This is a genomic window from Methylobacterium sp. Leaf469, from assembly GCF_001424745.1.
Lineage (GTDB): Bacteria > Pseudomonadota > Alphaproteobacteria > Rhizobiales > Beijerinckiaceae > Methylobacterium.
This window is the reverse complement of record NZ_LMRE01000001.1, coordinates 163,138-176,793: the sequence shown is the minus strand read 5'-3', so window position 1 is coordinate 176,793 and position 13,656 is coordinate 163,138. Positions and strand designations below refer to the sequence as shown.

Annotated in this window: 11 protein-coding genes; 9 read left to right on the top strand and 2 right to left on the bottom strand. The window is 68.8% G+C overall.

Features of this window, described 5'->3' with window-relative positions:
* Positions 1 to 81 precede the first annotated feature (81 nt).
* On the bottom strand, positions 82 to 2,613 hold the full coding sequence (locus ASG60_RS00755; RefSeq protein ID WP_056383958.1) for a PBP1A family penicillin-binding protein: 2,532 nt from the start codon (positions 2,611 to 2,613) through the stop codon (positions 82 to 84).
* A 96-nt stretch (positions 2,614 to 2,709) separates the two neighbouring features.
* Positions 2,710 to 3,789: a transglycosylase SLT domain-containing protein gene (locus ASG60_RS00750; RefSeq protein WP_347379651.1), complete on the bottom strand. Its 1,080-nt coding sequence runs from the start codon at positions 3,787 to 3,789 to the stop codon at positions 2,710 to 2,712.
* A 402-nt stretch (positions 3,790 to 4,191) separates the two neighbouring features.
* Here ASG60_RS00750 and ASG60_RS00745 point away from each other — a divergent pair, with 402 nt between their 5' ends.
* From ASG60_RS00745 to ASG60_RS00705, 9 genes are read left to right on the top strand one after another with little or no spacing between them, the layout of a single operon-like run.
* The gene (locus ASG60_RS00745; RefSeq protein WP_056171764.1) at positions 4,192 to 5,382 is read left to right on the top strand and encodes an inositol-3-phosphate synthase; all 1,191 of its coding nucleotides are present in this window, start codon (positions 4,192 to 4,194) and stop codon (positions 5,380 to 5,382) included.
* On the top strand, positions 5,382 to 6,302 hold the full coding sequence (locus tag ASG60_RS00740; RefSeq protein ID WP_056171762.1) for a hypothetical protein: 921 nt from the start codon (positions 5,382 to 5,384) through the stop codon (positions 6,300 to 6,302). The genes ASG60_RS00745 and ASG60_RS00740 overlap by 1 nt, the downstream gene beginning before the upstream one ends.
* Before the next feature lie 31 nt (positions 6,303 to 6,333).
* Complete coding sequence (locus ASG60_RS00735) at positions 6,334 to 7,518, top strand: methyltransferase domain-containing protein (protein ID WP_056383954.1); 1,185 nt, start codon at positions 6,334 to 6,336, stop codon at positions 7,516 to 7,518.
* A complete protein-coding gene (locus ASG60_RS00730) occupies positions 7,518 to 8,519 on the top strand; it encodes a Gfo/Idh/MocA family oxidoreductase (protein ID WP_056383952.1) in 1,002 nt (333 codons plus the stop codon). The genes ASG60_RS00735 and ASG60_RS00730 overlap by 1 nt, the downstream gene beginning before the upstream one ends.
* 14 nt (positions 8,520 to 8,533) lie before the next feature.
* The gene (locus tag ASG60_RS00725) at positions 8,534 to 10,123 is read left to right on the top strand and encodes a YcaO-like family protein (RefSeq protein ID WP_056383950.1); all 1,590 of its coding nucleotides are present in this window, start codon (positions 8,534 to 8,536) and stop codon (positions 10,121 to 10,123) included.
* Positions 10,120 to 10,965 (top strand): sugar phosphate isomerase/epimerase family protein, encoded by an 846-nt coding sequence (locus tag ASG60_RS00720; RefSeq protein WP_056383948.1) that lies wholly within the window; start codon positions 10,120 to 10,122, stop codon positions 10,963 to 10,965. The genes ASG60_RS00725 and ASG60_RS00720 overlap by 4 nt, the downstream gene beginning before the upstream one ends.
* Positions 10,962 to 12,185 (top strand): glycosyltransferase family 4 protein, encoded by a 1,224-nt coding sequence (locus tag ASG60_RS00715; RefSeq protein ID WP_056383947.1) that lies wholly within the window; start codon positions 10,962 to 10,964, stop codon positions 12,183 to 12,185. The genes ASG60_RS00720 and ASG60_RS00715 overlap by 4 nt, the downstream gene beginning before the upstream one ends.
* Positions 12,185 to 12,940, top strand: coding sequence for a PIG-L family deacetylase (locus tag ASG60_RS00710; RefSeq protein ID WP_056383945.1), 756 nt, complete (start codon positions 12,185 to 12,187; stop codon positions 12,938 to 12,940). Before ASG60_RS00715 ends, ASG60_RS00710 begins: the two co-directional genes overlap by 1 nt.
* On the top strand, positions 12,937 to 13,542 hold the full coding sequence (locus ASG60_RS00705; protein WP_056383943.1) for a uracil-DNA glycosylase: 606 nt from the start codon (positions 12,937 to 12,939) through the stop codon (positions 13,540 to 13,542). Before ASG60_RS00710 ends, ASG60_RS00705 begins: the two co-directional genes overlap by 4 nt.
* The last annotated feature ends 114 nt before the right edge of the window (positions 13,543 to 13,656 follow it).

Sequence of the window (13,656 nt, the reverse complement as noted above, 5' to 3'; positions counted from 1 at the left end):
GGCCTGACGTTAGAGAAGTCCCGGTCAGCTTCGCTCGCCGGGACTTTTTTCAGGGCGGGAGGCCAAGTGCCCCCCCCGGCGTCAGCGCTCCCGCCGCCACAATCCCGCACGCTCGGAGCGGGCTTGTTCCTCGGCCGCGAGGAGATCGGACGGGGCATCCGCCGAAGCCCGGGCGCCGCCGGCCGCGAGAATGAGGGATGCCAGGTCGTCGCCGTCGATCTGACAGCGCAGGGGGCCGGCATCGGCCCCCGCGGCGGCCGTACAGATCACTTCGCGTCGACGCAGATAGCGTGCGAGCTGGCGGGCGAGTGCTCCACCCTCGCCGTCGACGCCCAGAAGCCTAACCGTGCGGCCGCGGAAGGCCAGGGTTCCGGTATCCACCACCTCCGGGACGCCGCGGATCGCCGCTCCCGACACGGGGGGTGCCACATCCCGGGCGGGCGCCGGTTCGGCCCGGGCGGCGGAGGGGCGTTTGCGCCCGCGCGCCATCTGGGCGGCGGCACGCTGGACGAAATCCCGGAACAGGGCGGCTGGAATGTCGCCGCCGCCGACGCGGTTCATCGACGTATTGTCGTCGTTGCCGACCCAGACCCCCACGACGAGATCCGGGGTCATTCCGACGAACCAGGCGTCGCGATAATCCTGGGTCGTTCCGGTCTTGCCACCCACCGGCATGCCCTGCACCCGCGCGGCCTTACCGGTGCCGCCGTCGACGACGGCCTGAAGCGAATCAAGCATCATCGCCCGCGCCTGGGTCGGCAGGGCTGTGCCGGGCCGTGCTTCGGGGCGCAGGTAGAGCGGCTGCGGCGCGCCGCCCCGGATGGCATGGACGCTGTGGGCATCCACCGGCACGGCGCCGGCCAGCACGCCCGCGTAGGCGCGGGTCATCTCCAGCAGTGTCACTTCCGCCGAGCCGAGGGCGAGGCTCGGCACGTTGGGCAACTCGGAGACGACGCCGAGGCGGCGGGCCGTCGCGATGACGGCCGGGATGCCGATCTCGTCGGCAAGCTGGGCCGCCACGGTGTTGATCGACTGCGCGAAGGCCGAGCGCAGGGGCATCGCGCCCTTGAACCGGCCGGTCGAATTCTGCGGCTCCCAGTCGCCGATCTGCGTCGGCTGATCGACGAGAACGGTCTCCGGCGTGAACCCGGTCTCGTAGGCGGTGAGGTACACGAACAGCTTGAATAGGGAGCCGGCCTGACGCTTGGCCTGTGTGGCGCGGTTGAACTGGCTGTCCTCGTAGTCGCGCCCACCCACCATGGCGAGGATCGCGCCCTCCTTGTTCATCACCACCATGGCGGCCTGGCCCGCCTTCTTCTTCGCCCCTTCGGCATCCATCCGCCGGGCCACCACACCCTCGGCCAGACTCTGCAGATCGAGGTTCAGTGTGGTCCGGACGGTCACGTCCCCGGTGGTGTCGGCGAGTCGCTTGGCTTCGCCCGACACCAGATCGAGGAAATAGTTGGTGCCCGGCGGGGTCTCGGGTGGCGTCCGGAGCGTGATGGCCTCGGTGCGGGCCTTGTCCGCCTCGACGGCCGTGATCGCGCCGGTCTCCACCATGGTCTGGAGCACGACGTCGGCCCGCTCCTTGGCGCCGCCGAAATTGCGGGTGGGCGCCAGCTGCGAAGGGGCGCGCACGAGGCCGGCGAGCATCGCCGATTCCGGCAGGGTCAGCGCTTTGGCGCCCTTGCCGAAGTAGCGCCGGCTGGCGGCATCGAGGCCGTAGGCGCCGGCTCCGAAATAGGCGGTGTTGAGGTAGCCGAGGAGGATGTCGTCCTTCGACATCGTCGCCTCGACGCGCAGGGCCAGGAACGCTTCCTGGATCTTGCGCCGCAGGGTCTTCTCCTGGGTCAGGGAGGTGAGGCGGACATATTGCTGCGTGATGGTCGAACCGCCCTCGCGGACGCCGCCGCCCGACGTGTTGCGCCACATCGCCCGCAGGAGCCCGCGCGGATCGACGCCCCAATGCGAGCGGAAGCGCCGGTCCTCGATGGCGATGATCGCCTGGGCCATGTGCGGCGGCAGATCGGCGGCAACGAGCTTCTGACCCTGGAACGCACCGCGTGTGGCGAAGACCCGGCCGTCGTCGGCCTCGACCGTGAGCGCCCGTTGGCCGGCCTCCGGCACAACGCCGCCGAGCGGCGGCAGGGTGACGAAGCTGTAGACGACGAGGCCGGCCAGAAGCACCATCGGAAGGGCGACGAGGGCGAGGATCGCCAGCAGGACCGGTCGCCCGCGCAGGCGCCCGCCCCAACGCGGATTTGGGGCGGCAATGGGCGCGGGCGTGGGGGACACGGGGGACGCAGCGGCGGGCCCTGCCGCCGTCTCCGGCCCTTGCCGCCGGCCGGATCCGAGGCGACCGGCCAATCGGGTGAAGGCTTGCCCCGATGCGCGCGCGGCGCCGGCCGCGCCACGTCCGCCCGTGCGGGCCGCACTCCCCAGGAGGACTCCGAGCTGGCGCCCGAGGGTGCGGGCTGCGGCGGCGGCCTCGCGGGCTGCGGCACGGGCCGCCTCGCTCTCGGACGAGGCTCCCTTGCCTTGGGCATCCTTGCCTCGGGCATCCTGCGGCGAAGGCCCATCGGGACGCGGGTGTTCGGGGTCGACGGACTTCATGGGGGCACTCGACGGTCGTCGGCACCCACAGGGGCGGGGCCGTCGCGTGTGCGGGTTCTAAACCGTTTCCTTCGCGGCGGGCTATGTTCCGTCGCCCTACTCAGCCGGCGTCGCCTCGGTCACCCGGACGCGGTGGATGGGGGCCGCCTCCCCGGCATCGGCTTCGAGGACCGGCAGTTCGACCTTGACCTCGGGCGCCACGAGGGCCGCGACGCCCTCGTACTGATCGAGGCGCCGGTCGATCATTCCGCCGATCTTCTCGCGCACTTCCGCGACCGTGAGGCTGCGTCGGCCCTTGCCGGCCTTCTCCGTGAACAGGCTGCGATTGGCCTTCGCCGCGGCCTTGAACACCTGCTTGGCCACCTGGCCCGGCTTGTCCGCGTTCAGGGCGAGGAAGCGTCCGGCGCTGGCCGTCCCGAGGAAATGCGCGAAGTAGAGCTCCGCCGTGGTGAGGTCCCGGCCGATGCGCTGCTCGATCCGGCCGCGGTCGCGCTTGATGAGTTCCCCAGCCATCAGGGCCGCGACATAGGGGTCCTGGCGCAGGCGCAGGACGCGGGTGCGGGTGGCATCGTCGGAAATCGTGATGGCGCTGCCGCGCCCCGACACCGCAGCGGCCTCGGTCTCGAGACCGTGCCGGGCGCCGTAGGTGCGGATGAGTTCGAGCCAGGTGCTGCTGAGGAACTGGAACAGTCCTTCGGCCGAAGAGGTGGCCGCCTTCACCGTGGTGGAGAAGCTCGATTCCTTGTCGGCGAGCGCCATCATGTAGACGGGGTCGACGCCGGTCTCGCTGGCCGCGCGCAGGATCGTTTCGACGATCTCGCGGGGCACGGCCATGTCACCGAAGCGGAGGCGTTCCGTTCCGGCGCCGTCACGGATCGGTACGAGCGTGGCGAGGTCGTCGGCGATGAGGGCCAACGTCGCCGGTTCCTGCTCGACGACGGGAACTCCGGCCCAGTCCTGTGCGTTTGGCTGATGTTCGACCTGCGGTCGCACTGATGTGCGGATCGCGAAGTCCCGCTCGTCGATACGAGCGTGAGCGGCCGCCGCGGGTGCCAGGGCGTTCTGCGGCAGGGCCGCACCGATCACCAGCCCGGCCACGAGGGTGGCGAGGGTCCGGCGTCCAGCTTTGGCAAGGGTGCGGCGCGCGCGGCGCTCGGTCCGGGGCAACCAAGCCACGGAAGGATCTGCGGAAAAGGTCTCGTTGGGCACGAGACGGCTCACGTCGTCGGCGCAGGGCGCCGGCTCCGGGAAAACCCCCATCTTTCGTCCTTGTTCGTGCCGCTGCCTTCATGGGCGCGGCTTCGATTTGTTCAGCGCGGCGATGTCTCGCCGCCGGCTGTGACCAGAATGGGACAGCGGCGTGATTCAACCGTGGCACGCTTAACGGACGGTTAAGGCTCTGTTTTCACGAAGTTTTAACGAAGCGTTCGGTCGCCGTTCAGGCAGACCGCGGCAAAAAAGCGTTTCCCGCTGGACTTGGAATGACGCACACGCGGTCCAGTTAGCTAGGGCCTAACGGGAGGCTCCGCTCTGCGGAGCGGCAATCCCCGTGGACCCAATGAAGGAAGCCTTTTTCCAATGAGCATGCAGACCGGTCGCCGTGTCGGCGTTGCGTTCGTTGGCATGGGTGGCGCAGTTGCCACCACTGCCATCGCGGGCATCGAGATGATCAAATCCGGATCGAACCGCCTCGACGGATTGCCTCTGGCCGGTCTCTCCGTCGCCGGATTGGCCGACTACAAGGATCTGGTCTTCGCCGGCTGGGACCTCAACGACGACGATCTCGCCTCCGCGGCCACGGGTCACGGCGTGCTGAGCCAGCAGGACATCGAGAACGGCGCCCAGGTGCTCAAGGGCATCAAGCCTTGGCCGGCCGTGGGCAGCGCGAAGTTCTGCAAGAACATCGAGGGCGCCAACCGCATCGTGGCGGCCGACCATCGCGAGGCGGTGTCCGTCATCGCCAACGACCTTCGCCGCTTCAAGGCCGAGAGCAATCTCGACGATGTGGTGGTGATCAATCTCGCCTCCACGGAGCGCTGGCCCGATCTCACCGCCGCGACCCTGAACTCGCCGGAAGCCTTCGAGAAGGGCCTCGATTCCAGCGACGAATCCATCAGCCCGGCGATGCTCTACGCTTACGCGGCGATCAAGAGCGGCGTTCCCTATGCGAACTTCACCCCGAGCATCGCCGCGGACGTTCCGGCCCTGCTCGAGATGGCCAAGACCCTGAACGTTCCGGTCGCCGGCAAGGACGGCAAGACCGGCCAGACCATGATGAAGACGGTCCTGGCCCCGGCTCTCAAGGCCCGCGCCCTCCATGTCGATGGTTGGTTCTCGACGAACATCCTCGGCAACCGTGACGGCCTCGCCCTCAACGACAAGGATTCCCTCCAGTCGAAGCTCAACACCAAGGGCACGGTGCTGGATTCGATCCTCGGCTATCCCGTCGAGGACCATCTGGTCCACATCCACTATTACCGGCCGCGCGGCGACGACAAGGAAGCCTGGGACAACATCGACGTCACCGGCTTTCTCGGTCAGCGCATGCAGATCAAGGTCAACTTCCTCTGCAAGGACTCGATCCTGGCGGCCCCCCTCGTCATCGAGATCGCCCGCGTCCTCGATCTCGCCAAGTCGCGCGGCGACGGTGGCGTCCAGGAGCAGCTGTCGTCGTTCTTCAAGGCACCCATGGTCAAGAACGGCCGCGGTCCCGAGCACGATTTCGGCAAGCAGCAGACCATGCTCCTCGACTGGCTCGGCGTGAACTGATGACAATGTCCCTGGAGGGCGGCCCGGCCGCCCCCCTCGCCCTGCGCCCGCTACTGGTCGAACTCAACGACCTCAAGCGGGTTCATGCCGCCGGCCGCACCGGCTCCATTGCCGAGCGTCTGTTCGCGCAGGGATGGGGTGCCCTCACGGGCGGCGCTTCTGCGGAGGATGTCGCCCTCGACATCACCGCCAAGGCGTTGGCGGCCGCACGCCTCTGCGACCTCGACGCGGCTTTCCTGGCTGCCGTGGGCCTCGATCCTGCCGCCGCATCCGGAGTTCTGGTCGCCGGGTTCGATGCTGTCACCGACAGCGTCGACACGGCTTTGCGCGATCGCCTTCGGGCGCGCCTGCGTGAACCGGGCGGCGTCGTACCCGGCCCGCTTCCAGGGTTCGTTTCCGCCCTGGCCCACCAGCCGAGAGCCGGCGTGACCTGTCCGGGCAAGCCCCGCATCTTGTTGGAACCACCCGAGAATCACGCGGAACATTGCCTGATGGTCGCGGTCTACGGGGTCGTCCTGAGCCCGTTCTACCGGGCCGATCCGACCTTGGTGTTCCTGGCTGCCATGAGCCACCACTTCCACAACGCAGCGATGCCCGATGCCGGCTTTACCGGCGAGATGCTGCTCGGTGAGCATCTCCTGCCGATCATGGCCCGCACCACCCAGTGGGCGTTGGACGAACTCGATCCCGCCTTGCGCGAGACCGTGGCGCGTGCCCGTGCGGTGCTGCCCGACGACGCGACGGCCGAGGGGCGCGCCTTCCACGCAGCCGACTGCATCGACCGTGTCCTACAGATCGCCCAGCACCTGCGTGCCGCCGGCCTGACCATGGGTACGGTCCTCGATGAGATGGAACTCGTTCACGCGGGTCCGGTGAAGGAGTTTCATGATCGCGTCCTGACGGACATGCATATCCCGTGATCCGTTGGTTCGATCACGTGGACACCGCGTCATGATTCCGTTCGCGCTCCTGTCGCCCGAGACTGGGGAATCCCTCAAGGCGGACACCCCGCATTCCCTGCGCGAGAGCGGAACGGGCGCGCGCTGGCCTGTCATCGACGGCATTCCCTATCTGCGTACGAACCGGTCCGAGCTCGTCGCCAGGACCCTCAAGCTCCTGGACGCCGGCGAGACTGGGCTCGCCCTCGAAGGCCTTCTCGCGGATCAGGACGATTGGTGGACCGGGCCACCGGCCGATGCCCTCGATCTGCACGAACTCGTGCGCGACCGGGCGAAGCTCAGCCTGCGGGATGCCGTGCGCCTTCTCGGGTGGGGCCGGGTCGGCGATTACTTCGTCAACCGCTGGACCGACCCGACCTATCTTGGCGGCCTCGCCCTGCTGGAAGCGCATTGGAACGATCCCGTCTGCGTGTTCGAGTTCGCATGCGGCATCGGCCATTATCTGCGGGATTTCGCCCTGCGCGGTCTCAAGGTCGCCGGGGCCGACGTGGTGTTCGCCAAGCTCTGGGTCGCCCGGCACTGGGTGGTCGGCGAGGGCGTGCAACTCGTCTGCTTCGATGCCGGCTCACCGAATTGGCCGATCCCCGGTGCGCCCGTCGATCTCGTGGTCTGCAACGATGCGTTCTATTTTCTCGACGGCAAGGCCGAGGTCCTCGACAATCTGCGCCAGAACGCCGGCGACGACGGCTGGCTGGTGTTGAGCCACATCCACAACAGCGGCTGCCCGGGCTTCTCGGCTGGGCGCGCCGTCTCGGCGGCGGAGATCGAGGAGTTGTTTCCCGATGGTCTCGTCTACGATGACGCGGAGCTGACCCGCGCCCTCGTCGAGGCCCGCGCACCCTCTCCGCGTGCGCCGAGCGATCTCACCGGAGTCGAAGCGTTCTCGGTCGTCGCCGGTCCCGGTATGCGTCCGGCTCCGCGTGCCATCGTCGACGGCATCACCCTGCCACGCGCCGGAACGCGGCTGCGCCTCAATCCGCTCTACGCTCCGGACCCGACTGGGGGCTACCGCATCGTCTGGCCGTCGGACCGCTACGAGGCGGAGTATGCCGGTCTCGCGACCTATCCTCCGCATTCGGACGGTCCGGAAAGCATCGCCTGGAGCGGCGGCCTTGAGAGACCCGAACTCGACCGCATCCGTGCGCGCGAGTTCGTCGATCTGCCGGAGCGGTGGTGATGGATTCGATCGCCTGGGGAATCGTCGGCTTCGGTTGGGTCGCGCGGGACTATATGGCGCCGGGCATCCGGGCGGCCGGGCATCGGCTCGTGGCCGTGGTCGATCCAGGCTCGGAATCGCGGGCGGCCGCGGAAGCGTTGGGTGCCCGCGCTTACGCGAACCTCACGGATCTCGCCGCCGACCGCGAGGTCGAGGCGGTCTATGTCGCGACGCCGAATCACCTCCACCGCGAAGCCATCGAGGCGTTGGTCGGCTCCGGCAAGGCGATCCTGTGCGAGAAGCCCATGGCGGCCAGCCTCGCAGACGCCGAAGCCATGGCGGCGGCGGTCGGCGCGGGGAGTACCTTCTACGGCACGGCCTTCGACCAGCGCCATCACCCCGCCCACCGGGCGATGCGAGACTGGATCGCGGACGGCCGTCTCGGCACCATCACGGCGGTCAGAATCTTCTATGCCTGCTGGCTTCCGCGGAGCTGGACCTCCGTCCCGGGGCAGGACAACTGGCGCATCGATCCGAAAAAGGCCGGCGGCGGCGCCCTGATGGATCTCGCCCCCCACGGCCTCGACCTCGTCGATTTCCTCGTCGGCGAATCCATCGTCGATCTCGCGGCCCTCACCCAGGCCCGCGCCCAGGATTACGCCGTCGATGATGGTGCCCTCCTCATCGGCCGCACGGGCTCGGGCGTGCTCGCCAATCTCCATGTCGCCTACAATTGCCCCGACGCCCTGCCACGTCGGCGCCTCGAAGTGACCGGGACGGCGGGGCAGCTCACGGCCATCGACACCATGGGGCAGGTGGCGGGCGGCAGTCTCACGTTCATCGACGGGTCAACCGGCGTGTCGGAAGACATCGCCTTCGACGGCGCGGCCTCGCCCTTCCTCGAGCAGGTCCGCGCCTTCGGCTCCGCCCTGCGGCGTCCCGGCGAGCGAGCCGCCTACAGCGCGGCCCGCGACCTCCACACCATGCGCCTGCTGGCTCGCGCCTACGACGCCCTGGCCTGAGAACGGATCATCACGTGAGCGAACACGATCAGGACGCCAGAGCCCGCAATCCGCGCGTCAAGGCTCCGCGCGCCTACCCCTACGGCGCCGCGCGCCAGATCGAAGGCCTGCCCTCCGACTTGCCCGAGCCCGTCCGCGCCTACCTCGATATCCTGCCGCAGGGGCGCATCGTCGGCTTTCCCCTGGCGCCCTTGGATCGTACCGGCATCCCCGTCTGGTTCGTCTCGCTCTTCCTCGACGACCCGTTCTTCGTCGGTGCCATGCCGAGCGGCATCGGGTACGGCGCCACGGACGACGAGGCCCTCATCGGGGCCGTGGCCGAGATCGCCGAGAACCTGATGCCCTCGTTGGCGGTGATGCCGCGCAAGAAGGAGCGCGGCAGCTACGAGGACCTCGTGAAGGTGTTCGGCGCCGGCTCCGTCGCCGACCCGCTGACCCTGTGCCTGCCGGCCGGCAGCCCCGTCGGCCGAGGCTCGGTGCTCGAATGGACGCCCGCCATCCGTGCCCGCACGGGCGAGACCGTGTTGATGCCCCTCGACATCGCCGCGACGGATTATTTCGAACTGTCCGAGGGCTACAAGCCTTTCACCAACCTCATCACCAACGGCCTCGGCGCAGGGCCGGATACGGATTTCGCCCTCGGTCATGGTCTGCTCGAACTCCTGCAGCGCGACGGCAACGGCCTGCTGTTCCGCGCCCTCGACCAGGGGGTGATGCTCGACCTGTCGGAGGGGCTCGGTCCTGAGACGCGCGGCATGCTCGACCGCCTCGATGCGCTCGGCATCAAGGCCCTGCCGAAATTCGCCACCGACCAGTTCGGCCTGACCAACATCTACGTCGTGGGCCACGATCGGAACTTGGCCGACACGCCTGTGCCCATCGCCTTGTCGGCCTGCGGCGAGGCCTGCGATCCGGACCGCGAGCGGGCCCTGCGCAAGGCATTGCTCGAATTTCAGGCCGCCCGCGTGCGCAAGGCCTTCGGCCACGGGCCTCTGTCCTTCGCCGAGCGTGTCACCCCGCCGGGCTACGTTCAGGCCTTCATCGACAAAGCCCTGCCGAGCCTCGATCTCGAAGAGAGCCGGGCCCTCAAGGCCATGCTGGAATGGATCGTCCTGCCGCCCGGGGATCTGGCCGCGACCTTGCGCGACACGGTGTATTCCGAGCGCGGCACGAAGAAATTCACGGACTTGCCGACGACCGCCGCTCCCGATGGACACGCGCGCGGTCGTATAGCCCGCGAGCGCCTGGAAGAGGCCGGCTTCGACGTGCTCTACGTCGATTGCGCGCCGCCCGGCGGTTCCGTCGGCGTGGTCAAGGCGATCGTGCCGGGGCTCGAGGTCGAGACCATGAGCTACCACCGCATCGGCGAGCGCAACACGCAAAAGCTCATCGCGCGCGACCACCCGCTGATCCGGTTCGGAGAGGCCAGCGAGACCCTTCGCCCCGTGCGGTTGACACCCGAGGCCCTGGAGCGCTTCGGCGGTCAGCCCCTGTTCGATACGGCACTGGCCGACCGGATCGTCGGGTCGCATTATCCCCTCTATCGCGAGCCGGAATCGCACCACGCACCGTTCCGCCTCGCCCAGCAGGAGAGGGGTGAATGAGCCTGCGTTTTGCCTACAACACCAATGGCACCGCCAATCATCGCCTGACCGATGCCGTCGATCTCATCGCGGATGCCGGCTACCAGGGCGTGGCGCTGACCCTCGACATCCACCACCTCGACCCCTTCGCCGAGCATTGGGTGCAGGACGCGCAAAGCCTGTCGAGCCGCCTCCAGCGCCTCGGCCTCGGTGCGGTGATCGAGACCGGCGCCCGCTTCCTCCTCGATCCGAAAGCCAAGCACGAGCCGACCCTGGTCACCGGCGACGCCGTGGGTCGTGCCCGGCGCATCGGTTTCCTCAAGCGCGCCATCGACATCGGCGCCATCCTTCAGGCCGAGGCGGTCTCGTTCTGGGCTGGTGTACCGAAACCCGGAATCGACCGGGCCGAGGCGCGGCACTGGCTGATCGAAGGCTTGGCGGAGGTGACGGACTACGCCCGCGCCCACGGCGTGGTGGCATGCCTCGAGCCCGAGCCCGGCATGCTCATCGAGACCCTCGACGATTTCGCCGCCCTGGATATTCCGGGCCTGCACCTCGCCCTCGACACCGGCCACTGCCTCGTCACCGGCGAGCGTGATCCCGCCGCGGCGGTCGCCGAATTCCAGGACCGGATCGGCACCGTGGCCATCGAGGACATGAAGCGCGGCGAGCACATCCACCTGCCCTTCGGCGAGGGCGACATGGACGTACCCGCCGTCCTCGATGCCCTGGATGCCATCGACTTCCGACAACTCATCTGCGTCGAACTCTCCCGCGAGAGCCACCGGGCCGACGTCATGGTCCCGGCATCACTCCAATTCCTTCGCGATTGCCGCAAGCTCAGGGCGGAGCCGGTCCAGTGAGAATCTGCTTCGTCAGCCGGCGCTACTTCCCGGCCATTTCCGGCATGAGCGTCTACGCCCAGAACCTTCTGCGCGAACTCGTGCAAGCTGGCCACGACGTGACGATGATCAGCCAGTATCGCGGTGACGATTTCGGCACCCGCGTCTACGGCGGCGGTCCGCCTCCGCCGGTTCCGGGCGTGAACGTCATCGGCCTCGAACAGGTCGGCGAGCAGACCGACGGCGATTTCGAGCGCGACATCGACACGATGGTGGCGACCATCCGGAGCGAGCACGAGAGGCAGCCCTTCGATATTCTGCACGCCCAGTATGGGTATCCCACCGGCTGGGCGACCCTGCTGGCCGCCAAGGCGATCGGCGTGCCGACGGTGGTTTCGATCCAGGGCGGGGACGGTCACTGGGTCGGCTCGTGCTGCGAGACCCACCGCGTCGCCATGTGCGACGTGCTGGCCCACGCCAACGCCCTGCTCATCGGCGGCCCGTCCTTCGTCGACGAAGTCTGCGACCGCCTCGGCTCGGACCCGGCCCGTTTCACCATCGTGCCGGGTGCCGTCGACACCGCGCGCTTCACGCCGGGACCCGGGGACCATGCCGGTCCCGTGCGCCTGTTCTATCATGGCCGCGTCGACCGCCGGAAAGGCGTCCTCGACTTCATCGACGCCCTCGGTCTCGTGCGCGCGAGTGGGGTGCCGTTCGAAGCGATCATCTCGGGCATTGGGCCGGATGTGGAGTCTTCCAAGGCCCGCGCCGCGGAACTGAACTTTTCGGAGTCTGAAATCCGCTTCACCGGCTACGCCGATTACGACACGGTGCCGGACCTCTATCGGGCCGCCGACGTGTTCGTGTCGCCGACCTATGCGGAGGGCTTCTCCAACACCATCCTGGAGGCCATGGCGGCGGGTCTCGCCGTGGTCTCGACCCATTCGGTCGGCGTGTCCGATTGTCTGCGCGATGGCGAGAACGGGCTCATGGTCCAGCCCGGTGACGTGCCGGCCTTGGCGGAGGCCCTGACGCGGGTGATCGAGGACGACGCCCTGCGCGCGCGCCTCGCCCGGGACGGCCTGGAGGAATGCCGCCGCGTCTATTCCTGGGGTGCGGTCGGACGCCGGATCATGGACGTGTACGATGCCGTCGCGGGCATGAAGCCGGCCACGGACTTCGCCGGCGATCTGCCGCACGACCCTACCTGTCGCTTTCGCGCCGAACCCCACCTGCTCTGATGCCGGCGGTTCTCGCCCTGTCGCCGCACCTCGACGATGCGGCCTTCTCGTGCGGCGGCACCCTCGCGGTGCTGGCGCGGGCCGGCTGGCACGTCACCATGGCGACGGTGTTCACCGGCTCGGTGGCCGATCCGAAGGGGTTCGCCCTGGCCTGCCAGACCGACAAGGGTCTCAGGCCGGAGATCGACTACATGGCGCTGCGCCGGGACGAGGACGCGGACGCCGCCCGAGCCCTCGGCATCGCTGCGCCACGGCATCTGCCGTTCCGCGAGGCGCCCCACCGGGGCTATGCCAGCGCGCCCGAGCTGTTCGCGGAGCTTCGGGGCGATGACGGCATCGTACCGGATCTCGTGCGCGCCTTCGGAGAACTCATGGCCGAGACGCAACCCGACCTGATCCTGGCGCCGCAAGCCGTCGGCGGTCACGTCGATCACGTTCAGGTCGTGGACGCCCTCACGACCATCGCCACCGGCGTCCCGATCCTGTGGTGGCGCGACTTTCCCTACACCGTGCGTGACGCCGAACCGCGCGAGCCCCTGCGCGATCGCTTCGCCGAACTGCCGGTGCAGGTCATCGCGTTCGATGCGGCGGCACAAGCGGCCAAGTACGCGGCCTGCGCGGCCTATGCGAGCCAGCTTGGGTTTCAGTTCGGCGGACCTGACAACCTCGCCGAGCAACTGACACGGGAGGGCGGCGTCGAACGCTTCCGGCTGAGCGGCGCCCTGCCGGACCCTGTTGCACGCCTCGTCAGGTGATCCCGAATCACCCGAAAAGCCTGCGAGACCCCGCCGACCTCGCCGCGCGCCGCGACCTTCTGGCGGCTCCGCATCTCGCACCCTTGCGCACGCTCGCCCACCGCATCGCGGCCGAGCGGGACGCCCCTGTGCCGGAGCCGGACCCCTTCGATGGCGGTGTCGATGCGCGGCTTCTGATGCTGCTGGAAACGCCGGGCCCGCGCGGTACCGGCTTCGTTTCGCGCGACAACCCCACGGGCACGGCCGCCAACCTGTTCCGGTTCTTCCGTGAGGCCGGCATTGCGCGGGCCGACACCGTGATCTGGAATGCGGTCCCGTGGGTGATCCACGCGCCGGGCGCGCGCAACCGCGCGCCGCGCCGATCCGAAATCGCCGCAGCCGCGCCCTACCTGGAGCCGTTGCTCACCTGTCTGCCACGCCTGCGCGTCGTGGTTCTGGCCGGGCGCGTGGCAGGACTGAACCGTCCCGCACTCGCGAGTCTGCGGCCCGACCTGCCGGTGATCGCGGTGCCGCATCCGAGCCCGACCTATGTCTGTACGGCGCCCAGCGTCGCCGAACGCATCCGACGGGGCTTCGGCGAAGCCGCCGCCATCCTGGCCTGACGGGATGCTCCGATCCAGTGCAACCCACGGGCAAGATCGGTCCATCGCTGGCAATTGCCGGCCGATGCCCCTAAATGCGGGCCACGGGCCGCGGTCCGGCACAAGCCCGGGCCA

What these genes read in the sequence shown, in the direction of transcription:
- ASG60_RS00755 (WP_056383958.1), bottom strand. Translation starts at nt 2,613, where the DNA reads ATGAAGTCCGTCGACCCCGAACACCCGCGTCCCGATGGGCCTTCGCCG.
- ASG60_RS00745 (WP_056171764.1), top strand. Translation starts at nt 4,192, where the DNA reads ATGAGCATGCAGACCGGTCGCCGTGTCGGCGTTGCGTTCGTTGGCATG.
- ASG60_RS00740 (WP_056171762.1), top strand. Translation starts at nt 5,382, where the DNA reads ATGACAATGTCCCTGGAGGGCGGCCCGGCCGCCCCCCTCGCCCTGCGC.
- ASG60_RS00735 (WP_056383954.1), top strand. Translation starts at nt 6,334, where the DNA reads ATGATTCCGTTCGCGCTCCTGTCGCCCGAGACTGGGGAATCCCTCAAG.
- ASG60_RS00730 (WP_056383952.1), top strand. Translation starts at nt 7,518, where the DNA reads ATGGATTCGATCGCCTGGGGAATCGTCGGCTTCGGTTGGGTCGCGCGG.
- ASG60_RS00720 (WP_056383948.1), top strand. Translation starts at nt 10,120, where the DNA reads ATGAGCCTGCGTTTTGCCTACAACACCAATGGCACCGCCAATCATCGC.
- ASG60_RS00710 (WP_056383945.1), top strand. Translation starts at nt 12,185, where the DNA reads ATGCCGGCGGTTCTCGCCCTGTCGCCGCACCTCGACGATGCGGCCTTC.